This is a genomic window from Halorubrum sp. SP3 (assembly GCF_005435195.1).
GTDB lineage: Archaea > Halobacteriota > Halobacteria > Halobacteriales > Haloferacaceae > Halorubrum > Halorubrum sodomense.
In genome coordinates, this window is the sequence record NZ_SGTU01000001.1 from 98,701 (window position 1) to 119,508 (window position 20,808).

General features: G+C 71.2%; 24 protein-coding genes. 7 read left to right on the forward strand and 17 right to left on the reverse strand.

Annotated features, from left to right (window positions below; all coding sequences use genetic code 11):
• On the forward strand, window positions 1-620 hold a 620-nt coding region (locus EXE42_RS00535; RefSeq protein ID WP_394347986.1), incomplete at its 5' end, for a hypothetical protein.
• Window positions 621-662: 42 nt separating this feature from the next.
• On the opposite strand, the gene EXE42_RS00540 is transcribed toward EXE42_RS00535, so the two are convergent.
• The 9 genes from EXE42_RS00540 to cheB form a co-directional block, all read right to left on the reverse strand.
• Entirely contained in the window at window positions 663-1,940 is a 1,278-nt protein-coding gene (locus EXE42_RS00540) for a carbohydrate kinase family protein (protein WP_137705699.1), read from the reverse strand.
• Complete coding sequence (locus EXE42_RS00545; RefSeq protein ID WP_137705700.1) at window positions 1,937-2,908, reverse strand: ribose 1,5-bisphosphate isomerase; 972 nt, start codon at window positions 2,906-2,908, stop codon at window positions 1,937-1,939. The genes EXE42_RS00540 and EXE42_RS00545 overlap by 4 nt, the downstream gene beginning before the upstream one ends.
• A gap of 151 nt (window positions 2,909-3,059) precedes the next feature.
• Window positions 3,060-3,770 carry a class II aldolase/adducin family protein gene (locus tag EXE42_RS00550; protein WP_092920034.1) on the reverse strand — a complete coding sequence of 237 codons (711 nt, stop codon included), beginning with the start codon at window positions 3,768-3,770 and terminating at the stop codon, window positions 3,060-3,062.
• Window positions 3,767-4,480: an HAD family hydrolase gene (locus EXE42_RS00555; protein WP_092920033.1), complete on the reverse strand. Its 714-nt coding sequence runs from the start codon at window positions 4,478-4,480 to the stop codon at window positions 3,767-3,769. Before EXE42_RS00555 ends, EXE42_RS00550 begins: the two co-directional genes overlap by 4 nt.
• Window positions 4,481-4,566: 86 nt before the next feature.
• Window positions 4,567-5,439 carry a CheF family chemotaxis protein gene (locus EXE42_RS00560; protein ID WP_092920032.1) on the reverse strand — a complete coding sequence of 291 codons (873 nt, stop codon included), beginning with the start codon at window positions 5,437-5,439 and terminating at the stop codon, window positions 4,567-4,569.
• On the reverse strand, window positions 5,440-6,654 hold the full coding sequence (locus EXE42_RS00565; RefSeq protein ID WP_092920031.1) for a HEAT repeat domain-containing protein: 1,215 nt from the start codon (window positions 6,652-6,654) through the stop codon (window positions 5,440-5,442).
• Complete coding sequence (locus EXE42_RS00570; protein WP_092920030.1) at window positions 6,654-7,469, reverse strand: protein-glutamate O-methyltransferase CheR; 816 nt, start codon at window positions 7,467-7,469, stop codon at window positions 6,654-6,656. Before EXE42_RS00570 ends, EXE42_RS00565 begins: the two co-directional genes overlap by 1 nt.
• Window positions 7,466-9,829: a chemotaxis protein CheA gene (locus EXE42_RS00575; protein ID WP_137705701.1), complete on the reverse strand. Its 2,364-nt coding sequence runs from the start codon at window positions 9,827-9,829 to the stop codon at window positions 7,466-7,468. The genes EXE42_RS00570 and EXE42_RS00575 overlap by 4 nt, the downstream gene beginning before the upstream one ends.
• Window positions 9,829-10,923, reverse strand: a complete 1,095-nt coding sequence (gene cheB / locus EXE42_RS00580; protein WP_174548979.1) for a chemotaxis-specific protein-glutamate methyltransferase CheB — start codon at window positions 10,921-10,923, stop codon at window positions 9,829-9,831. Before cheB ends, EXE42_RS00575 begins: the two co-directional genes overlap by 1 nt.
• A gap of 102 nt (window positions 10,924-11,025) precedes the next feature.
• Here cheB and EXE42_RS00585 point away from each other — a divergent pair, with 102 nt between their 5' ends.
• The 4 genes from EXE42_RS00585 to EXE42_RS00600 all read left to right on the forward strand — a co-directional run bounded on the left by EXE42_RS00585 (window position 11,026) and on the right by EXE42_RS00600 (window position 13,369).
• Window positions 11,026-11,499: a chemotaxis protein CheW gene (locus EXE42_RS00585; RefSeq protein ID WP_092920027.1), complete on the forward strand. Its 474-nt coding sequence runs from the start codon at window positions 11,026-11,028 to the stop codon at window positions 11,497-11,499.
• A 130-nt stretch (window positions 11,500-11,629) separates the two neighbouring features.
• Window positions 11,630-12,325: an RAD55 family ATPase gene (locus tag EXE42_RS00590; RefSeq protein ID WP_092920026.1), complete on the forward strand. Its 696-nt coding sequence runs from the start codon at window positions 11,630-11,632 to the stop codon at window positions 12,323-12,325.
• A complete protein-coding gene (locus EXE42_RS00595; protein ID WP_092920025.1) occupies window positions 12,325-12,717 on the forward strand; it encodes a hypothetical protein in 393 nt (130 codons plus the stop codon). Before EXE42_RS00590 ends, EXE42_RS00595 begins: the two co-directional genes overlap by 1 nt.
• 43 nt (window positions 12,718-12,760) lie before the next feature.
• Window positions 12,761-13,369 carry a hypothetical protein gene (locus EXE42_RS00600; protein ID WP_092920024.1) on the forward strand — a complete coding sequence of 203 codons (609 nt, stop codon included), beginning with the start codon at window positions 12,761-12,763 and terminating at the stop codon, window positions 13,367-13,369.
• A 47-nt stretch (window positions 13,370-13,416) separates the two neighbouring features.
• On the opposite strand, the gene EXE42_RS00605 is transcribed toward EXE42_RS00600, so the two are convergent.
• A complete protein-coding gene (locus EXE42_RS00605) occupies window positions 13,417-14,007 on the reverse strand; it encodes a hypothetical protein (protein WP_092920023.1) in 591 nt (196 codons plus the stop codon).
• Between the two features lie 130 nt (window positions 14,008-14,137).
• On the opposite strand from EXE42_RS00605, the gene glmM reads away from it, so the two are divergent.
• Both glmM and EXE42_RS00615 read left to right on the forward strand, forming a co-directional pair.
• Window positions 14,138-15,502, forward strand: coding sequence for a phosphoglucosamine mutase (gene glmM / locus EXE42_RS00610; RefSeq protein ID WP_137693426.1), 1,365 nt, complete (start codon window positions 14,138-14,140; stop codon window positions 15,500-15,502).
• A gap of 167 nt (window positions 15,503-15,669) precedes the next feature.
• Window positions 15,670-15,957, forward strand: a complete 288-nt coding sequence (locus tag EXE42_RS00615; protein WP_137705702.1) for a hypothetical protein — start codon at window positions 15,670-15,672, stop codon at window positions 15,955-15,957.
• Window positions 15,958-16,049: 92 nt separating this feature from the next.
• Here EXE42_RS00615 and EXE42_RS00620 read toward each other — a convergent pair whose 3' ends face one another.
• The 7 genes from EXE42_RS00620 to EXE42_RS00650 all read right to left on the reverse strand — a co-directional run bounded on the left by EXE42_RS00620 (window position 16,050) and on the right by EXE42_RS00650 (window position 20,803).
• The gene (locus EXE42_RS00620; RefSeq protein WP_137705703.1) at window positions 16,050-16,787 is read right to left on the reverse strand and encodes an Sjogren's syndrome/scleroderma autoantigen 1 family protein; all 738 of its coding nucleotides are present in this window, start codon (window positions 16,785-16,787) and stop codon (window positions 16,050-16,052) included.
• A gap of 91 nt (window positions 16,788-16,878) precedes the next feature.
• Window positions 16,879-17,301, reverse strand: a complete 423-nt coding sequence (gene sufU, locus EXE42_RS00625; protein WP_092920019.1) for a Fe-S cluster assembly sulfur transfer protein SufU — start codon at window positions 17,299-17,301, stop codon at window positions 16,879-16,881.
• A 129-nt stretch (window positions 17,302-17,430) separates the two neighbouring features.
• Window positions 17,431-17,826, reverse strand: a complete 396-nt coding sequence (locus EXE42_RS00630; protein ID WP_137693428.1) for a co-chaperone YbbN — start codon at window positions 17,824-17,826, stop codon at window positions 17,431-17,433.
• 134 nt (window positions 17,827-17,960) lie between these two features.
• A complete protein-coding gene (locus tag EXE42_RS00635; protein WP_137705704.1) occupies window positions 17,961-18,212 on the reverse strand; it encodes a hypothetical protein in 252 nt (83 codons plus the stop codon).
• A gap of 82 nt (window positions 18,213-18,294) precedes the next feature.
• A complete protein-coding gene (locus tag EXE42_RS00640) occupies window positions 18,295-18,510 on the reverse strand; it encodes a CbaC protein (RefSeq protein WP_092920016.1) in 216 nt (71 codons plus the stop codon).
• Window positions 18,507-20,297: a b(o/a)3-type cytochrome-c oxidase subunit 1 gene (locus EXE42_RS00645; protein WP_092920015.1), complete on the reverse strand. Its 1,791-nt coding sequence runs from the start codon at window positions 20,295-20,297 to the stop codon at window positions 18,507-18,509. The genes EXE42_RS00640 and EXE42_RS00645 overlap by 4 nt, the downstream gene beginning before the upstream one ends.
• Window positions 20,294-20,803, reverse strand: a complete 510-nt coding sequence (locus tag EXE42_RS00650; RefSeq protein ID WP_092920014.1) for a cytochrome c oxidase subunit II — start codon at window positions 20,801-20,803, stop codon at window positions 20,294-20,296. Before EXE42_RS00650 ends, EXE42_RS00645 begins: the two co-directional genes overlap by 4 nt.
• Window positions 20,804-20,808 lie beyond the last annotated feature (5 nt).

Consider the following 20,808-nt stretch of genomic DNA (forward strand, 5'->3'; position numbering starts at 1 on the left):
ACGGCGGCGACAGCGGAGACGCCGGCGACAACGGCGGCGACAGCGGAGACGCCGGCGACAACGGCGGCGACAGCGGAGACGCCGGCGACAACGGCGCCGACAACGGAGACGCCGGCGATGACGGTGGCGACGGCGGCGACGGCGAGAGCGACCCGGCCCCCGAGACCGAGGTCCACCAGGTCGGCGCCGCGCTCTCCGGGCCGGCGTGGAGCCGCGAGGAGCGCCGCGGTCTCTACGCGCTGATCACGGGAGAGGGCGACGCCTCGAAGCTGCTCCGGGACGCGCCGGCGGAGACCGCCGCGTTCGTCGAAGAGACCGACTTCGGAGATTCGGTGCTCATCTACGTCGAGTCGGTCGGCCCGACCACCTGTCACAACGAAATCGCGTTCGAGGAGATCGGCGTCGAGGACGGGACCCTCGTCGCGGACGCGGCCGTCCGAGGAGCCGGCGACTACCAGGTGGCCTGCGGCCAGGCGATCACCTATCCGGCCGCGCTGCTCCGCGTCACGAGCGATCCGCTCCCGGACGCGGCCCGGCTCTCGGTCACCGACGGCTGGGGCGAGACGGGGACGGTCCGGAGCGGCGACGGCCCGCTCGCGCTCCGGGCGGACCGGGGGTAGCGCCGAGCGGCAGGAGACGCGACCGCCGGCGCGTCGGTCGCGTCAGGTCCGGACCTCGATGAGCAGGTCCGTCTCGGGCGACTCGCCCATCGTCTCGCGGACGCGGTCCCAGGAGAGGTCGGTGCGTGCGGTCACCGACTCGGTCGCGACCGCGCCGCAGGCGTTGCCGACTAAGATCGGCACCTGGTAGTCGCGCGGGTCGTGCGAGAACCCGTCGCCGGTGATCTCCGGCTCCCGCAGCGCGGCCGCGAGGAACCCGGCCGCGAAGGCGTCGCCCGCGCCGGTCGTGTCGACCGGGTCGGCGTCGAATCCCGGGTGCGAGACGCTGCCGTGCGGGGTGCGGACCGTCGCGCCCTCGTCGCCGAGCTTGATCGCGACGACGCGGTCGTCGGGCTCCCACGGGTCCACGTCGGTCGCCGCCGCGAGCGCGTCGGCCTCGCGGTCGTTTACGAAGAGCACGTCGCTCGCGTGGAGCGCGGCGTCGAACTCGCGGTCCGCGACGCGGCGCCCGGGGTCGAAGCTCCGGGTCGCGCCCGCCTCCGCGGCCGCGGTCGCGAGCGCCGCCGCGGTCTCCGGCTGCTGGCCGGTGAGGTGGAGGTGGTCGGCGGCCGCGAGCGTGTCGCGGTCGAGCCCCGCCGCCGAGAACGACTCGTTGGCGCCGTCGTTCGCGAGCATGAGCAGCTCGCCGCCGCCGTCGACGATGACGTACTTCACCGAGGTGGGCTCGTCGGCGTCGACCAGCACCTGCCCGGGGTCGACCCCCGCGCTGGCGAGCTCGCGCAGCGCCAGCGCGCCCGACTCGTCGCCGCCGACGCTGCCGTAGACCACCGACTGGCCGCCGAGGTCGACGAGTCCGACCGCGACGTTCGCGGCGCTGCCGCCGCCCGACTGTTCGAGCCGGTCGATCCGGGTCTCGCCGTCCGGCTCCGGGAGGCTGTCGACGTGGATCGTCACGTCCCAGTTGATGTGGCCGGCCGCGACGACCTTCGGCACGCGGTCGGCGTCGTCGGGGGGCAGGTCGGGGTCGCTGTCGACGGCGGGGTCGCTGTCGACGGCGGGGTCGCTGTCGACGGCGGGGTCGGCGTCGACGGCGGGGTCGGCGTCGACGGCGGGGTTAGAGTCGTCGGCGTCGGTATCGCCGTCAACGGCGTCACGGGCGGAAGGGCCGGCCCTATCGCCGCCGTCCCCGCGGACGCCGCCCGCGCGCTCGCGGATGTCACCCGTACGCTCGCGGACATCTCCTTCCCACTCGTCGACCTCGCGGCCCCACTCCGCGACCGTCTCGTCCCAGTCGTCGACGCCCTCGCCTTCCTCGCTCATCGCTCGGCCCACGGCTCGGCGGCGCCCTCGCCGAACAGCTCCCGCATCAGCGCCACGATGCTCTCCGGGGGGAACTGCCCGTGTTCGGTGACGATCGCGTCCATGTACCGCGGCGGGGTCACGTCGAACGCCGGGTTCGCCACCGAGATCTCGCCGATCTCCTCTCGGGACTCGGGGTCGATCACCTCGCTTTCGTCGCGCATCTCGATCTCGACGGTGTGGCCCGTCAGCGTCTCCGGGTGGAGCTTGATCGTCTGGGCCGCGGTCATGATCGGGACGCCGCGCTCGCGGGCGTTGACCGCGAGCCCCGAGGTGCCGATCTTGTTGATCACGCCGCCGTCGGCGGCGATCGAGTCGGCGCCGACGACGACGTGGTCGACCTCGTCGAGGTAGCGCCGCGCCGCGGAGTCGACGATGAGCGTGACGGGGACGCCGGCGTCGCGAAGCTGTTCGGCGGTGATGTGGCCCTGCTGACGGGGGCGCGTCTCCTTGACCACCGCCGAGATCGACTTCCCCTGCTCGACGGCCGCCTCGATACACGCCAGGGCGTCGGTGGAGTGGCAGTGGGTCATCACCGTGTCGCCGTCGGCGAGGCGGTTCGCGCCGACCTGCCCGAGGTCCTCCTGCGCGCGGTCGAGCTGGTCGACGAACGCCTCGCTCGCGTCGACGACGCTCCGGCGGAGCGCGTCGACCGAGTCGCCCTCCATCCGCTGGAGGACGTACCGGAGGGCGTTCGGCAGCGACACCGCGGTCGGGCGCGTCTCGCGGAGCGTCCGGGCCGCGGCGCGCATCGACGCGCGGAACGCCGCGGGGTCGCTCCCGGTCGCGTCCGCCTCGGCCGCCGCCTCCGCCTGTGCCGCGAGCGCCTCGGCGGCCGCGGAGGCGATGGTGGCCGCGCCGCGGATCTCCATCGTCGCGATCGACTCGGCGGTCTCGCGGACCGGCGGCGACGGCTCCGTGTCTGTCATACCGATCCGGTAGCCGCCCGTGTATTTATAAAACCGGCCGACTGCCGGAGCGGTCGGCCCCGCTCGGCGTCGGGCCGGCCGACTCCGCGTCAGGCGACTACTCCGCGTCAGGCGACTACTCCGCGTCAGGCGACTACTCCGCGTCAGGCGACTACTCCGCGTCAGGCTGTTGCCCGTAGCTCTCGAACCGCTCCTCCACCGTCGCCATCTGCTCGTCGGTGAGGACGTGCGGCTCGCCGACGGCGGACGCGCGCAGGTAGAGCCGGCAGATGTCCTCGACGTGGCGGGTGTTCTCGACCGCCGTCTCGACGTCGGGGCCGGTGACGACGAGCCCGTGGTTCGCGAGGATCGCGGCGTCGGAGTCGGCCTCGGCCATCGCGGCGACGACGTTCGCGGCCAGCTCCTCCGTGCCGTACGGCGCGTAGTCCGCCAGGGGGACCTCGCGGCCCACGGCGGCGATCATGTAGTGGATCGGCGGCAACTTCCGGTGGAGCGTCGCCATCGTCGTCGCCCACGGCGAGTGGGTGTGGACGATCGCGCCCGGCCGGTCGTGCTCGTAGATCCCCGCGTGCATCGGCACCTCGCTCGACGGCGCCATCCGCCCGGCCAGCCGCTCGCCCTCCGAGGAGACCACGGGCACGTCGGCGGCGTCGAAGGAGTCGTACGGGACGCCCGTGGGCGTGACCGCCACGGCGTCGCCGTCGCGGACGCTCAGGTTCCCGGTCCGGCCGGGCGTCAGGTCCGCGAGGGCGGGCGCGTACTCGACGACCGCCTCGCGCGCCTCGCGCAGGAGGTCCGGGTTCGCGTCCGGGTCGGAGTCGCCCGCGGATCCGGACCCGCCGCCCGAGCCGTCGCGGGTCACGCCGCCACCTCAGTCAGGTCGGCGAGCGCGTCGAGCCGGTGGTCCGGGCGCCGGTCGCCGTCGAGTTCCCCCTCGGGGGGCGCCTCGCCGTCGGCGACGAACAGCGCCGAGTCGAGCCCGACGGCGTTCGCGCCGGCGACATCCGTCTCGGCGTTGTCGCCGACGGCCAGCGCCTCGCTCGGCGGGCAGTCGAACGCGGCGAGCGCGGCCGTGAACGGGAGCGCGCTCGGCTTCTCGCGGCCCACCTCCTCGGAGGTGACGAGGAGGTCGATCCGATCGTCGATCCCGAGGCGCACGAGCTTCCGCAGCTGGACCCGCGTCGTGAGGTTCGTCACGACCGCGACGTCGGTCCCCGCCGCGTCGAGGGCGTCGAGGAGGTCCTCGGCGCCGTCGCAGAGCGACATCGCCGCGAGGTAGCCGTTCCAGTAGGCGTCGCCGGCCGCCAGCGCGCCCGCGGGGTCGGGGTCACCGGCGTGCCGGTACAGCCCGCGCTTGAAGTAGACGTGCCTGGAGTGAGAGGCCGCGGTGCCGCCGGTCTCGCGCTTCGTCTCCCGTCGGCCGGTCGCGTACAGGTCGTCGAACGCCGCGCGGTCCAGCTCGTACCCCCGCTCGCGGAGGGCGTCGAGCGCGGCCCGCTTGCCCGCCTCGTTACACGGGGCGTACGGGTACAGCGTGTTGTCGAGGTCGAAGAGAACCGCCTCGTGGCTCATGGAGCGACTCGGCGCGGCACCGACTTAAGCGTGGTTCGACGCGCCGACGGGGATCCGCCGTCAGCTCGAAGGGGCAAATCGCTCCGCTACTGCTCGTTCATCGCCTCGCTGGCGATGTTGCGACCGCGGGAGTTGAGTGCGACCTCCCGGCGGATCCGGACCTCCTCGACCACCTCGAGCTCGACCAGCCGCTCGAACGTCTCCTCGACGTCGTCGACGTCCATCCCGAGGAACGCGGGGATTTCGAACGGCGAGACGCCGGAGTACAGCGCCATCAACACCTCTCGGTCGCGGCTGGAGAGGTCGACGTTCGTCGAACTGCGCTCCTCGCCCTTGCGGAGCCACGACTCGACGAACCGCATCCGGTTCGGGTCGCCCGCGACGTGCGTCTCGATGCTCGTCCCCTCGTCGTCGGTGTGGGACACCTCGATCACGGGCTTCTTCTCGCCGTTGACGGTGCGCTTCGCCGCGTCGAGGCCGCTGATGTCGTCGAGGTCGAACTCCACGAACGCGCCGCGCTCCAGGGCCGCGTTGAGCCCGTTCTCGTCGATCTTCACGCGGGCCTGCTCCCACTCGGTGTCCGTGACGACGCCCCCCTCGATGGCGGGGTGTTTCACCATCACGGTCTTCTGGTCGAGCAGCGCGCGGTAGACGTCGCGCTCGAACGGCTCGTGGTCGGACGCGGCCACGAGTAACACCTGCTCGCCCAGGTCGAAGCTCACGTAGTTCGAGACGCGCGCGACGGTCTGGTTCGCGTCGTGGCGGCCGCCGAGCCGTTCCAGCTTCGACAGCGGGACGGTCCGTTTCCCGTCGTTGCCGGCGAGTATCAGCCGCCGGTTCGAGAGGAGGACGCGCCCGGGGGTCCACGACACGTCGCTCACCTTCCGGCCCTCGCGGACCGCGACCGCGAACTTCGCCTGCGTGTCGGTGATCTTGTACTCGCTGTCTTTCTGGGACATTTACGGACCTCCGGCGCGCAGCTTCGAAACGGCCGAGAACACGCGCTTTCTGACGGCCTGACTGTCGTCGTCGGCGTACTCCTCAAGGCGGGTGAGCGTCTCCTGCCCGCCGATCTGTCCGAGGACGAACACCGCCTTCGCCCGGGCCTCTTCCGGGTGTTCGGGGCCCAGCTTGTCGAGCAGGCGGTCCTCGACGACCGGGCCCCCGAGGCTCTTGAGGCTCGTCGCCGCGAACTGCGCGGTCTGCGGGTCGTCGTCCGCGAGCGCGTCCGCGAGCGCCTCCACCGCGGTCGCCGTGTCCGGGTCGGCCACCCGACCGAGGATCCACGCCGCGTTCCGGCGCTGGCGGGACTGCTGGCCCTCGGTGAGGATCTCGACGAGCGGCTCGACGACGGTCGCGTCGTCGGCCGCCCTCAGCTCCGAGACCACCTGGTCGCGGACCGCGTGGCTCTGCCCGGTCGGCACGTTCGAGAGCAGTTCGATCACCGAGTACACCGCCGCGTTCCGGACGACCGCGCTCTCGTCGCCGAGGGCGCGGGCGAGGGGTTCGACCGGCTCCGGGGTGCCCGCCTTGCCGAGCGCGCCGGCCGCGATCCGGCGGATCGACTCGTCGCCGTCGTCGAGCAGCTTCAGGAGCGGCGACAGCGCCTCGTCCGTCCCGATCGTTCCCAGCGCGTTCGCGGCGGCGCGCCGCACGCGCGGGTCCTCGTCCTCGAGCCGCTCGCGCAGGCCGGGGACCGCCCGGGCGTCCGCGAAGGTCCCGCAGGCCTGCGCCGCCCGCAGCCGGACGCGGGCGTCCGGGTCGTCGAGCGCGCCGACCAGCGGCTGGAGGCCGCTCGCGTCGTCGAGCCGCCCGAGCGCGTTCGCGGCGGCCATCCGAAGTTCCGGGCGGTCGGCCTCGAGCGCGCGCGCGAACTTGCGCGCGGTGACCCACTCGGCCTCGGCGTCGCCGCCGCCCCCGGTGAGCTCCTCGAGGAGCTGTTCGAGCGCCGCCTCGCCGACCTCGTCGAGCGCGTCGACCGCCGCCCCGCGGACCTCGGGGTCGTCGTCCGTCGTCGCCGCCCGGAGCAGCCCGTCGATCGTCGGCTGGTCGCTCTCCGCGCCGATCTCGCCGAGGAACTCCGCCGCGCGCCGCCGGACGGCCGCGCTGTCGCTGTCGAGGGCGTCTCGGAGGCGCTCCGCGTTCCCGTCCCGTGCGTGCTGGTACAGCGACATCAGCGCCTCCCGAACACCCGCCGTCGCTTGTCGATCGGTTCGTAGCGGTCGCTTCGGTCCGGGGGGACGCTCTCGGTCATCCCCAAGACGAGGACGCCGTCGTCCGCGAGCGACGCCTCCAGCGTGTCGAACAGGGCCGCCTTGTGGTCGACGTCGATGTAGATCAGCAGGTTCCGGCACAACACCACGTCGAAGGGGTCGCGGGCGCCGTCGCGGATCAGGTCGTGCGTCTCGAACTCGACGAGCCGCTTGACCGCGGGGCGCACCTGGAACGCGTCCTCGTCGCGTTCGACGTAGCGGTCGGGATCGGAGAGGGGCTCCAGCTCCTCCGCGATGTCGGTCGTCCGCGTCGTATGGTAGACGCCCTCGCGGGCGTCGTCGAGCGCCTCCTCGCTGATGTCGGAGCCGAGCACTTCGACGCGCGACTCGTCGATCTCGGGGTCGTCGCAGGCCAACATCGCGACCGAGTACGGCTCGCGACCGTCCGCCGACGGCGCCGACCACACCCGGACGCGCCGCTGATCGGCGGTCCGCTCGCGCAACACGTCTCGGAGCACGTCCCACATCTCCGGGTTGCGGAAGAACTCCGTGACGTTGATCGTGAGCGCGTCCATCAGCGCCTGCCGCTCGTCGGCGTCCTCGCGGAGGATGCGCTCGTACTCGGCGTGCGACTCGGTGTCGCGCCGGCGCATCCGCGCCGTGATCCGGCGGTCGAGGTACGACTCGTTGTAGTACCCCGGCTCGAACGGGACGGTGTCGTCGATCTGCCGGAGGACGCCCTCGAACGCCGTCTCGTCGTCTACCGATCCGCTCATAGGCTCACCACGTCGAGCACGGCCACGACGTCCCCGTCGCCGAGGACCGCCGTGCCGCTGAGTCCCGGCGTCCCCGAGAGCGGGCCGTCGAGGGGTTTGACGACCACCTCCTCCTGGTCCAACACCGCGTCGCAGTGGAGCGCGACCTGCCGCGTCTCCTCGCGGATCCGGACGAGCATGCCGTCGTCCGTCGGCTCGCCGTCGGACTCGGTCGTCGGATCCGCCGGGACGAACCCGTCGTCACCCGGCTCGTCGGCCGCGACGCCGCCGTCGGCCGCCGGGGTCTCGTTCGCGGACGCCGTCGAGTCGATCTCGCCGAGGCGCTCGTTCAGCCGGACGACCGGATAGAGGTCGTCCTCGTGTCTGACGACCTCGTCGCCGTGGACCTCCTCGACGTCGTCGGCGCGCGCGACCTCCGCGATCGACTTGATCGGGATGCCGTACTCCGTGCCGCCCACGTCGACGAACATCACCTTCACGATGGCGACGGTGACCGGCAGCCGGAAGCGGACCGTGCTCCCCTCGCCCGGCTCGCTCTCGATCGAGACGGAGCCGTCGAGGTCGCGCGCGGTCGTGCGGACCACGTCCATCCCGACGCCGCGGCCGGAGACGTCCGTCACCTCCTCCGCGGTGGAGAAGCCGGGGTGGAAGACGAGGTCATAGACCTCGTCGTCCTCCATCGCCTCGACCGCCTCGCGGCTCTTGACCCCCTCGTCGACCGCCTTGTCGCGGAGCTGGTCGGGGTCGAGTCCGCCGCCGTCGTCCGAGACCTCGATGATCACGTGGTCACGCTCGCGCTCGGCCGTGAGCTCCACGTGGCCGGTCGGGTCCTTCCCGGCGGCCTCGCGCTCCGCGGGCGGCTCGATCCCGTGGTCGACCGCGTTCCGCAGGACGTGCACGAGCGGGTCGCGCATCTCCGTGAGGATCGTGCGGTCGAGCTCGACGTCGTCGCCCTCGATCTCGAAGTCGATCCGCTTGTCGAGGTCCCGCGAGATGTCGCGGACGAGCCGCGGGAACGAGTCCGACACCTGCGAGAACGGGATGAGCCGCATGTCCATCGCCGTGTCCTGGAGGCTGGATGCGAGCTTGTCGAGCTCGTCTAAGGCGTCCGACTCCGCGTCCGTTCCCTCGATCTCCCGGCGGAGCTTGATCCGGCTCGTCACCAGCTGCTCGACGAGCCCGTACAGCTCGTCGACCTGGTCGACATCGACGCGGATCGACTTGATCTCGTCGCCGGACTTGGAGTCCGAACCGCCGGACGACCCGTTCGAGCCGCCGGACTCCGAGCCGGCGTCGTCGGTCTCGGCGTCGGCCTCGGGTTCCGGGTCGGTACCGTCGTCCGCGGAGTCGGCGGACGCCGCGTCGGCGGTCTCCGGCTCGGCGGGCTCGAACTCGTCGCCGTCCGTCGCGTCCGCGTCGTCGGGCTCCGCGTCCGCGTCGTCGGGCTCCGCGTCCGCGTCGCCTGCCGCTTCAGCATCGTCGGCCGGCCCCTCCGTCGCCGCGTCCGCGGCTTCGTCCGCCGCGGCTTCGTCCGCCGCGGCCGCGTCGTCCGCGCCGCCGACAGCGACCGCCGTCACCGCCTCGACCTGCGTGAGCGCCCGGAGCCCCTCGCCGACGACTTCGGGATCGGCGCCGCCGACGAAGGCGTCGAACCCCTCGTCGTACTCGCCGTCCTCCAGCGCCTCCGGGTCGGGGTCGGTCGCGTGCCCGTCGAACTGCTCGTCGAGCGCCTGGAGGACGAGCGCCGCGTCGACGCCCGCCATCTGGGCGTCGCCGATCGTCACGTCCGCGTACGCGACCGGGTCGGGGAGGTCAGCCGCCGCCGCGGGCGGCTCGGGGACCGAGACGTCGTCCTCGCCCGCGTCTGCGGCGTCGTTGCCCGCGTCTGCGGCGTCGTCGCCCGCGTCTGCGGCGGCGTCGCCGGACTCCTCGGCGGTGTCGACGGCGTCGTCCGCCGAGTCGCCTCCGTCTCCGCCGCCGACGGTGCCGTGCTCCTCCATCTCGCGCAGCCGCGACTCCAGGTCGGAGGGGTCGGTCGACACCTCGCCGGTCTCGGCGATTTCGTCGACCATCGCCTCGACGGTGTCGACCCCCTCGAAGAGGAGGTCCATCAGTTCGGGGTTCACCCCGCGGTCGCCCTGCCGGACCGCGTCCAGCAGGTCCTCCAGGGCGTGCCCGAAGTCGGAGACGTCCTCGTACCCCATCGCCGCGGCGTTCCCCTTCAGGGTGTGGGCGACGCGGAACACGTCGTCCATCGCCTCGGCGTCCTCGGGGTCGGCCTCCAGGGCCAGCAGGGCGTTGTTGAGGTCGGTGATCCCGTCTTCGGCCTCGGCGACGAACGCGGCGCGGTGGGAGTCCATCAGGCCTCACCCCCCACTATCGCGCCGGCGACGTCGTCGAGGTCGTACACCGCGTCGACCCCGCCGGTCTCGACCGCGCGCTTCGGCATCCCGTAGATGACGCAGGTGTCCTCGCTCTGCGCCAGCGTGCGCGCCCCGGCGTCGGCCATCGCGCGGATGCCCTCCGCGGCGTCGGATCCCATCCCGGTCAACACGACGCCGACGAGCGGGTCGTCTATGACCTCGGCCGCGGACCGCATCGTCACGTCGGCCGCGGGGGTGACCGTGTGGGAGTCGTCGTCCTCGTCGAGCCTGACCCGGAGCCGGCCTGCCCGGTAGCTGTCGATGAGGGTGTGGCTCCCGCCGCGGGCGACGAGCACCTCGCCGGCGCCGATCCGCGCGCCGTCGCTGGCCTCGCGCACGTCGTACGCGGAGGCGGCGTCGAGCCGGTCCGCGAACCGCGAGGTGAACGCCTCCGGCATGTGCTGGACGACCACCACGCGGCAGTCGGCCATCGGTAACGCCGACAGCACGCGCTCGACCGCGTTCGGACCGCCGGTCGAGGCCGCGATCACGACCGTCAGCGGCCCGTCGATCTCGGCGGCGTCGACCTCGGAGCCGGCGCTCGCGGAGCGCGACGCCGCCGAATGCGGGTCGTCGCGCTCGCGGGTCGCGGCGTCGAGGTCCGCGTCCGCGACCGAGCGCACCGCCTCGACGAGCCGCTCCGACTCCCGCGAGACGCCGGTCGACACCTCGCCGCCGGGCTTCGCGAAGAAGTCGACCGCGCCGCGGTCGAGCGCCTCGAAGGTGACCTCCGCCCCCTCGTCGGTGTGTGCCGACAGCATCAACACCGGCGTCGGGGTCTCCTCCATCAGCCGCTCGACGGCCTCGAGCCCGCCCATCCCGGGCATCTCGACGTCCATCGTCACGACGTCGGGACGCGTCTCGGCGACCACCGAGAGCGCCTCCTCCCCGTCCCCCGCCTCGCCGACGACCGCGACCCCGGCGTCGCTCAGGAGGTCGCTTATCAGCCCCCGCATGAACGGGGAGTCGTCGACGACCACCACCCGCGGCGACCCGTCCCGACCGCCGCGCCGATCCGTCGTCCTGCTCATGTTCCAGAGCGGGCCCAGAATCAGCATAAATCCACGGACCCAGTAATCACCCCTGATAATTCAGGGGACACGATTATCTGTCGGTTCGCTACACCTACGGGCATGGCAGCAACAGCGGCGGAGGCCGAACCGACGAAGGTGTTGGAGTTCGGTCTGGGCGACGGGACGTACTGTCTGGACATCGGCGTCATCGACGAGATCGTCGACGCGGGCGAGCTCACGCGGATCCCCAACTCGCCCGACCACGTCGAGGGCGTGATGGACTTACGCGGCCGGACGACGACGATCGTCGACCCGAAGACGCTGTTCGACATCGACGAGGCGGGGCCCCGAGAGCGGATCGTCGTCTTCGACGACGCCGAGATCGACGAGGGCGGCACGGTCGGCTGGATGGTCGACGAGGTGTTCCAGGTCCGCGACGTCTCGCCCGAGGACGTCGACCAGAGCACCACCGTCGAGGACGAGGGCGTCCGCGGCATCGTCAAGTCCGACGACCGGTTCGTGGTGTGGGTCTCGCCGGACGTCGACGACGCGCTCGCCGCCGACCTCGACGACGTCGAGGGCGCGGAGGCGTAGGCGGGACGCGGCGGTCGACCCGCGTTCGGTCGCGCAGCGGAGGGGACGCCGGACCCGCGGCGGGCGATCGGTTCTCACCCGTGAGAACCGGGCGCCAACGCTTATCAGCCGCCCGATGGGTTCCGTACGTATGCGCGTCTCAAGCGGCGTCCCCGGGTTCGACGCCATCGTCGACGGCGGGTTCCCCGCGGACCGCCTGTACGTTGTCAGCGGTCCGCCCGGGAGCGGCAAAACGACCTTCTGCTCACAGTTCGCGGCCCAGGGCGCCCGGAACGGGGAGGATATCCTCTACATCAGCATGCACGAGACCAAAGAGGGTATCCGCGAGGACATGAGCGGCTACGACTTCGGGTTCGACCGCGCGCTCGACTCCGACCGCGTCACCTTCCTCGACTCCTTCTCGTCGGACGGCCGGCGCTTCTTCGGGCTCCCCGGCGACCGCCGCGACCGCTCCGGCGTCACCAACCGCCTCACGGGGTTCATCAACTCCCGCGACATCGACCGGGTCGTCTTCGACTCGACGATGCTGCTGCGGTTCCTCTTGGACGACGACGAGGACACGATGATCCAGCTGCTCTCCTCGCTGAAGCGGACCGACGCCACGACGCTCCTGATCTCCGAGATGACCGATCCGAGCGCCTACTCGGAGGAGCACTACCTGGCGCACGGCGTCGTCTTCATGCACAACTACCTCGAGGACGGGGGGATGCGCCGCGGGGTCCAGGTGCTGAAGATGCGGGGGACGGACGTCGACACCGACATCCAGGACGTGGAGTTCACCGACGGCGGACTGCGAGTCGGCTCGGCGGCGACGGTGACCCAGTGATGTACGACCGCACGTTCGACACGGAGTGGGACGATCTCTCCCGGGAGGAGGCCGTCGAGCGCGCCTTCGCGCTGGGCGTGGCGGCCGGGGTCGACAGCCCGCGCCCGGGGGAACTGGACCGGGTGCTGGAGGCGTTCCCGGGGAGCTACGACCGGAGCATCGTCGAGTTGGCGTACGACGAGGGGCGGACGAAGGCGCTGGAGGCGAAGGCCGAGCGGGACGACCCCGACGACGAGGCGGTCTGGCGGTCGCTCGTCGACGGCGCTGGGGCGCCGCGCGAGTCGCCGGTTCCGGCCGCGCTCCCCGGTGCGATACGCGAACTGACACTCACCGAGGGGCCGCGGGAGGGGCCGCCGTCGTCGCTCGACCTCCCCTCCATGCTCCGAAAGTGATCGCTCCGAAGGGTTTTACCCGACACTCACTCACGTTTTCACCATGACCGCGCTTCCCGACGCTGTCCGCGGTGCCGACAGCGTCCTCATCAGCGGTCCCCCGATGAGCGGGAAGTACGACCTGTTCAACCGGCTGCTCGCGGCGTGGTCGGACGGTCCGGTCGTCATCTCGACGGGGCGGACCGCGGAGAAGGTCCGCAGCGACTACGAGCAGCTCACGGGGAACGACGGCGACGACGTAGTCGTCATCGACTGCGTCACCCACGAGCAGGGCGACAAGCGCGACGACACGCCGACGACGAAGTACGTCGCCAGCGCGGGTAACCTCACGGATATCGGGATCAAGTTCACCGACGTCGTCGAGTCCTCGGCCGGCCGCGACCGCGCCGTCGGCGTCTACTCGCTGTCCCAGCTGCTGATGTACTGGGACCCCGAGCGAATCTACCGGTTCACCCGGGTGATGACCTCCCAGACCTCCGGGGAGGGGTGGCCGTTCGTCGGCGTCGTCGGCTCGACCGCCCACGACGAACAGGTCGTCCACACCCTCCACGAGCCGTTCGAAGTCGTCGTCGAGACCCGCGTCGACGACGACGAGCGAGAGTTTCGCGTCCGCGGCCGGGTCGGCAAACCCTCCGACTGGCAGCCGTTCTGAACCGGGTGCCGCGGTGCGGTCCGGGACCGACCGACGGCGAGCCGGCCTCACCCGACCAGTTCGAACTCCGCGCCGATCGGCGGCGCGCCGACGACCCCCCAGTAGACGAACCGATAGATCCCCGGCCCCAGCGGCGGACAGACGGTCAGATCGAGGCCGTCGACCGCGTCGGCGATACCCGCCTCCGTCAGCGTGAGGTCCCAGGAGTACGTCGAACCGGCGTCGAGGGACACCTCGGTTCGGGGCAGTTCGACCGCTTCGCCGGTCGTCGACCCGCGGACGTCGAGCCACCCGTCGCCCGTCTCGCGCTGGATCGAGTACGCGAACTCGCCGAGCGTGGGCGCCGGGTCGTCGCCGGTGTTCCGGAGGATGAGCCGAAGGGACTGCCCGTACGTCTCGGTCGTCCCCTCGGTGGAGAGCTCCAGCGTGGTCGCGTCGGTCTCGACGACCGTCTCGGTGACCGACCCCTCGAACGGCCGATCGAGGCGGACGAACGCGTCGTCGTCGCAGTCCAGCGTCGGCGGCGTCCCGTCGGGCCCCTGCGGCCCCTCGCCCGCGGCGAAGTCGAGACAGCCCGCCGTCGCGACCGAGAGAGCGAGCGCGCTTCCGACGAGCGCGTCGCGTCGCGTGTGGTCCATACGGGACCGACGAGCGCCATCGGGATGAACCGCACGCGTCGCGACGGATCGAGTCGGGAGTCACCCGGTCGACACGTCGGCGCCGGACCGGTTCGGAACCGCTTTCCCCTCGGCCGGCGGATGGCCCCGCATGGAGCTGTTCGGATCCAGCGGCATCCGCGGGGTCGCGCTGCGGTACCTCACGCCCGCGCTCGTCCTCGACATCGCGAAGGCGGCCGGGACGGTGTGGGACGCGGACCGCGTCGCCGTCGCGCGCGACACGCGGACCACCGGCGAGCTGTTCGCGAACGCGGCCGCGAGCGGGCTCGCCGCGGTCGGGTGCGACGTCGACCGCCTCGGCGTCGTCCCCACGCCCGCGGTCGGCAACTACTGCGAGGCCGCGGGGATCCCCGCCGTGCTCGTCACCGCCTCGCACAACCCCCCGGAGTTCAACGGGATCAAGCTCGTCGGCGACGACGGCGTGGAGCTCTCCGTCGACGTATTAGAACGGATCGAACGGCGCGTCCTCGACGACGAGTACGATCACGCCGACTGGCGGTCCGCCGGCGCGACGACGCCGATCGAAGGGGCGGTCGACGACTACGTCGACCAGCTTATCGCCGCGGTCGACCGCGGCGCGATCGCCGACGCCGACCTCACGGTCGCGGTCGACCCCGGTCACGGGGCGGCCTCCGTGGCGTCACCGCAGATCTACCGCGAACTCGGCTGCGAGGTGCTGACGGTGAACGCGACGCCGGACGGCCACTTCCCCGGTCGCGACTCCGAGCCGGTCCCGGAGAACCTCGGGGCGCTCTCCCGGCTGGTCGCGACCTCCGACGCCGACGTCGGGATCGCGCACGACGGCGACGCGGACCGGGCGGTCTTCGTCGACGAGGCGGGGGAGTTCGTCGACGGCGACACCTCCTTCGCGGCGATGGCCGACGCCTGTCTCGAACCGGGCGACGCGGTCGTCAGCGCGGTCAACGTCTCGCAGCGGCTCGTCGACGTCTGCGCCGACAACGACGCGGACCTCGAGCTGACGCCCATCGGCGCCACGAACATCGTCACCCGGACGCGCGAGCTCCACGAGGAGGGGACGAACGTCCCGGTCGCCGGCGAGGGGAACGGGGGCGTCTTCTTCCCGCCGTATCGGCTCTCACGCGACGGGGCGTACATCGGCGCGCAGTTCCTCGAACTGCTCGCGGCCGCGGACGGCGCCCCCGTCAGCGAGGTGATCGCGCCGTACGCCGACTACCACTTCGTGCGGGCGAACGTCGAGTACGCGGACGACGACGAGCGCGACGAGATGCTCTCGGCCGCCCGGGCCTACGTCGAGACCGCCGACGCGGAGCCGAACACGACCGACGGCTACCGGCTCGACTACGGCGACGCGTGGGTGCTCGTCCGTCCCTCCGGCACCGAACCGAAGATCCGGATCTACGCCGAGTCCGCCGACGCCGACCGCGCCGAGCGGCTGGCGAAGGACATGCGAGTCGCCGTCGAGAGCGGGCGGTAGCGGCCATCTGATTACACGGATCGACCGGGGGTGTGGGAATTCTCTCGGCGTGTCCGGTTCGAGCGCCGAAGCGTCGGTTCGCCTCGCTCGACGACCGGCACAGAACTGACAGAAACCGACTAGTACCGGTAATAATATATTAACTCGATATGTAGTAACTATCGAGAATGACAGCCGCAAAGGCAGACCGCTCGTCGCGCCCCGCCTCGTCCGACCCGGACCCGTCGCCCGAACTGTTGAACGCGCTCGAAAGCGACACGGAGACGATCACCGGCGCCGTCGCCGCGGGATCGGTGACGCTGGAGGAAGTCGATCGGTTCGTCCGGTGCGCGGAGCGCGGCGAGATCGACGGCGAGGCGGACCTCGACGCGGTCGTCCGGATCGTCCACGCGCTGCTGCGCGACGAGCCGAGCTGGGCCGAGGCGGAGCCGGCCGGCTCGCCGGTTCGGGCCTAACGTCAGCGCTACCGAACCGAATCCCCGATCCGCCAGCTCTCCGATTCTTCGGTCCCTCCAACAGTTCCCCCGAAGCGGTGTCTCACCCCCGATTACCGATTCAGCGCTGCGAGCGCCTCGGCCGCCTCGCGGGCCGCTTCGAGGTGGTCGCGGGCGCGCCGCGGGTCGTCCGTCTCCTCGGCGGCGCGAGCGAACCGAGTCAGCGTGCGCGTCAGCGACGCGCGAGCGGCTCCGATCCCTTCGTCGTCGGCCGACCGCGACGGGGGCGACCGCTGTGGCTCGGACCCCCGCGGCGACCGTTCCCGTGGCGACGCCGACCCTCCCGACGACCCGGCCGCCGACGGAGGCGACTGCGGCCGGGCGGGCCCGTTCGCGCGGGAACCGACCGAGTTGGAGTCGACCGCGTCGGAGTCGACCGCGTCGGAGCCGACCGCGCCGTTCTCGGCCGCGGCGTCGACGGCGCCCTCCGCGCTCTCGTCGGCCGACGTCGAGGTCGCCCCGTCCGGGGCCTCAGTCGCGTCGCCCGGAGCGTCCCGGGCCTCGGTCGCGTCGTCCGGAGCGTCCCGGGCCTCGGTCGCGTCGTCCGGAGCGTCGACCGCGTCGCCCGCGCCGGCCGCGCCGCCGACCTCGTTCCCGCAGGTGGGGCAGAACTCCTGGCCGTCATATCGGAAGATGGGGTCGCCGCACTCCTCGCAGTGCCGGTTCGTCATCGTCGCGCCCTTCAGGAGGAGCTCCGACATCCGCTGGGTGTGCTCGCGCTTCTTCTCGTCCTCCGCGAACTTCTCGCGGAGCTTCTCGCGTTCCGCCTCCTTGTCGAAGCCGTCGCTCATGGGCGGACGAACGTCTTTCGCGGGCAAAAGTCCGGTGGGCTCGAGACGGCGAACCGCGAGAGCGGTCGACGCCCTCCTCGGAGCGTCGAGGCTACTCCTCCGTGATCGTGCGGTCGTCCGGGTCGAGCTCGCCGCGGTGGATCTTCGAGCCGTCCTGTGCGACCTGTCGGCCGAGCACCGCGCATTTCACGCGCATCGGGGAGATGTCGACGCCGAGCATCTCGGTGATGTCGTCGGTGTCGAGGGCGTCTAACTCGTCGACCGACATCCCGTGGAGCCGTTCCGAGAGCATGCTCGCGGAGGCCATCGAGATTGCGCAGCCGTCGCCGGTGAACCGGACCGTCTCCACGGTCTCTTCGGCGTCGTCGAGCTGGACGTCCATCCGGATCGTGTCGCCGCAGGAGGGGTTCTCGCCGACGTGCGTGAAGTCCGGATCCTCGAGTTCCCCGTAGTTACGGGGGTTCTTGTAGTGGTCGAGGATCTGCTGCCGGTACATGTCCGAGCCCAGTCCCATACTGGCTCCGAGTACGCCGGTCCGGCTCAAAAGGGTTCCGTCGGGCCGAACCTCGGCCGTAATCGGTGACGGTTCATCGCGGGAGCCGCCTCGGTCGCGGGCCCGCGCGCCCGCTCGCAACCGTTCGCCTCACGCCGCGTGGTCGTCGATCCACGCCGTCAGGTCGTCGCCCGGGACGAACCCCTCGGCGCGCCGCGCGACGGGCTCGCCGTCGACGAAGAGGACGAAAAGCGGGACGCTCCGCACGTCGAACCGCTCGATCAGCGGCGCGTCGTCGCGAGGGTTGATCAGCCCGACCGCGAGGTCCGTCTCGACGCCGCGTGCCACGTTGCCTAGGACCGGTTCCATGCTTGCGCAGATGCCGCAGCCGTCGGTGTAGAACTCCACGAGCGCGACGCCCGCATCGTCGACGAACCCGTCGAGAGCGTTCTCGTCGGCCAGCGAGACCGGCCGGTCGGCGCCCGACGCACCCTCGCCGGCCGCTCCGGGATCTCCGGCGTCGCTCGCCGTAGTATTGGTTTTCATACACACTATTGTCGCCGGAGACGGATAAACGCTCGCGTCGTCGGGGATCCGGTCTCGGACGCGGAGAGGAGGGTTGTGACGGCGCCGACGCGCACGGGGCAGACGGGCGGACATCGCTCCGACGCCGACGGACGCTACGAGTCCGTCTCCGACGCCGGCGGACGGACGAGCGGCGAGTCCTCGTTCGCGCGCTCGGGACGACCGCAAACGCCGGCGTCGGCGCCGGCTTGCGAGACGCCGGAATCGAGCGATTCGATGGTCCAGTCGACCGCGTGACCGGTCGTCGACTCGTGGTCGTTCAGGGCGACTCGGGCGTCGCGAAGGGCGTCGTGGGTCGCCGCGAGCGAGCAGTCGCGACACCGGACCGTCACGCGCGTTTCGTCCATAGCGGCGTCTTGTGCCGAGCAGACATAACCGTCGCGGTCCGAGGCGAGACCGGTCACGCGGGAAGGAATCGAACGGGAGCCGCTACGCCGCCTCGTCGCCGTCGGGTTCGGTTCGCCATCCGCCCCTCAGCGTGACGTACCAGACCGTGCCAGCGGCGAGGAGGAAGACGCCCGCCATGTACGGGATCAGCGGCAGTTCGACCCCCACGAAGTCGAGCACCGTCCGGAACTCGTAGACGATCACCCCGAAGATCGCGAGCGTCACGAGCAGTCCGCCGCGGCTCACGTCGACGGTCATCGGCCCACCTCGACGAGCGCGGCCGACGCGTCGGTGACCGCGCCGAGCAGCGGCGCGGCGGCGTCCGCGAGGGCGTCGAACAGCGGCGCGAGCCACACCGGGTACGTGCCGACGCCGGGGCCGAGCAGGCCGCCGCGGTTGATGATCGCGGCGAGCGGGAGCGCGTACGCGAGGACGACGAGCGTGAGCGCGATACTCACCCACAGGCGGAGGTTATCGAGCACCTGCGGGGCGTCCTCCGGCCCGGAGACCGGCGTCGGCAGCGTCTCCGCGAGGCCGGAGGCCGTCGGGTTCCCCATCGTCAACACGAGATTCCCGAGGAAGAGGATCGTCGAGACGAAAAGCAGCGTCCCGCCGATCGCTATCTGGATGTTCAGCTCCTCGAAGCCGCCGAACATCGTCGGGTAGTCGAAGCCGGAGTACTCCGGTTCGGCGGTCCGACGCGGCACACCGAGCAGCCCCTGCGCGTGCATCGCGTTCGACATCAGCGCCATGCCGATGAACCAGAGCACGACCTGGAACAGCCCGATCTGACTGCTGTAGATCGGCTTGTTGCTGATCTGCGGCCAGAGCCAGTAGGTCCCGGCCATCATGGTCAGCGCGACCGCGGTCCCGACGGTGAGGTGGAAGTGGCCCGGCACCCACAGCGTGTTGTGGATGAGGTAGTTGATGTTCATCCCGGCGTTCACCATCCCGGAGAAGCCGCCGGCCGCGAACATGAGCCCGGCGAGCATCATGCCGGTGAACTCCGGCTTCCGCCACGGGAGGTGCGTGAGCCAGCCGAGCAGTCCGGTGCCGCCGTTTTTGCGAGCCCCGTACTCGACGCTCGCGACGACGGTGAACGCGGTGAGCAGGCTGGGCAACAGCAGGAACATCGTGTTCGTCATCGAGATGAACTTGAACCCCTCCGCGATGCCGGGGTCGAGGTACTGGTGGTGGATCCCGACCGGCGTCGAGAGGAGGACGAACAGCACGAACACGACCCGGGCCAGCGGGTCGCTGAACAGCCGCCCGCCGGCGATCTTCGGCAGGACGGTGTACCAGAGCATGTACGCCGGCATCAGCCAGAAGTAGACGACCGGGTGGCCGAAGAACCAGAACAGCGTCCGGGTCAGCGTCGGGTTCACCTGGTCGATGAAGCCGAGCGACCACGGCAGGAGGAACAGCAGCACGGAGGCGGCGACGGCGGACGAGGCGATGTACCACATCGTCATCGTGGTCAACACCATGAACGTCTGGAGCGGGATCCGCTCGTCCGGGTGGTCGCGCCGCCACGCGAGGAACGTCCGGAACCAGTCCGCCCCCGCGATCCACGTGCCGACGATGAACACAACGAGCCCGGCGTAGAACAGCGGGTGGGCCTGAAGCGGCGCGTAGAAGGTGTATAGCACGTCCGCGCTCATGTCGATGGAGTCGACGAACCCGGCGAGGATCGAGACGCCGGTGAGCGTCATGCCGGTCGCCATCAGTCCGTACCACGTCCACGTGATCTTGATGTTCAACAGCGGCCGGTCAAGGCTCCGAGTTATCGCCCAAGTGAACAACCCGACGAGGAAGAAGATCGTGAAGCTGATAACCATGAAGACGCCGTGCGCGGTGAGAACGGTGTAGTAATCCGTCGAGGGGATGATCCGCGCGACATCGGTCCGGTGGAGCGTCTGGATGATCCCGAACACCGCGCCGAGGAACAGGGCGAAGAACGAACTCAGGAAGGCCGCGCGGACGACGCGCGCCTCGTCGGGGAACTTGTCGACGAACGTCCGCTCGGACTCGAGGGCCGTGCTCACGCCGAGTCACCTCCTCGGTTCTCGAACTGCGACTGACTGACGACGTGGAGCTTCCCCTGCATGACGTGGTGACCCGCGCCGCAGTACTCGTTACAGACGATCCCGTACTCGGTGGGCTCGTCGGTCTCGACCGTGATCTCCGAGACTTCGCCGGGGACGACCATCGTGTTCGCGCTCGTGCCGACCACCTCGAAGCCGTGGATCACGTCGGCGGAGGTGACGTAGAACGTCACCGTGCTGTTCGCCGGCACGACGATCGGGTCGGGTTGGAACCCGAACTGTCGGGCGACGACGTACGCCTCGTACTCGTTCTCGCCGACCTGCTCGACTCGAGGCTCAGAGAACCGTTCGTCCTCGTCGAGCGCCGCCGGGTCGATCGTTGACTGCGAGTCGGCGACCATCGCCACGCCCGGGCCGACGGCGCCGTACGTCACGGTCCCGATAAGGGCGAGGATCAACACGATCGAGAGCGCGAGCCAGAGCTTCTCGTACGCGTGGATGTGCACGTCTG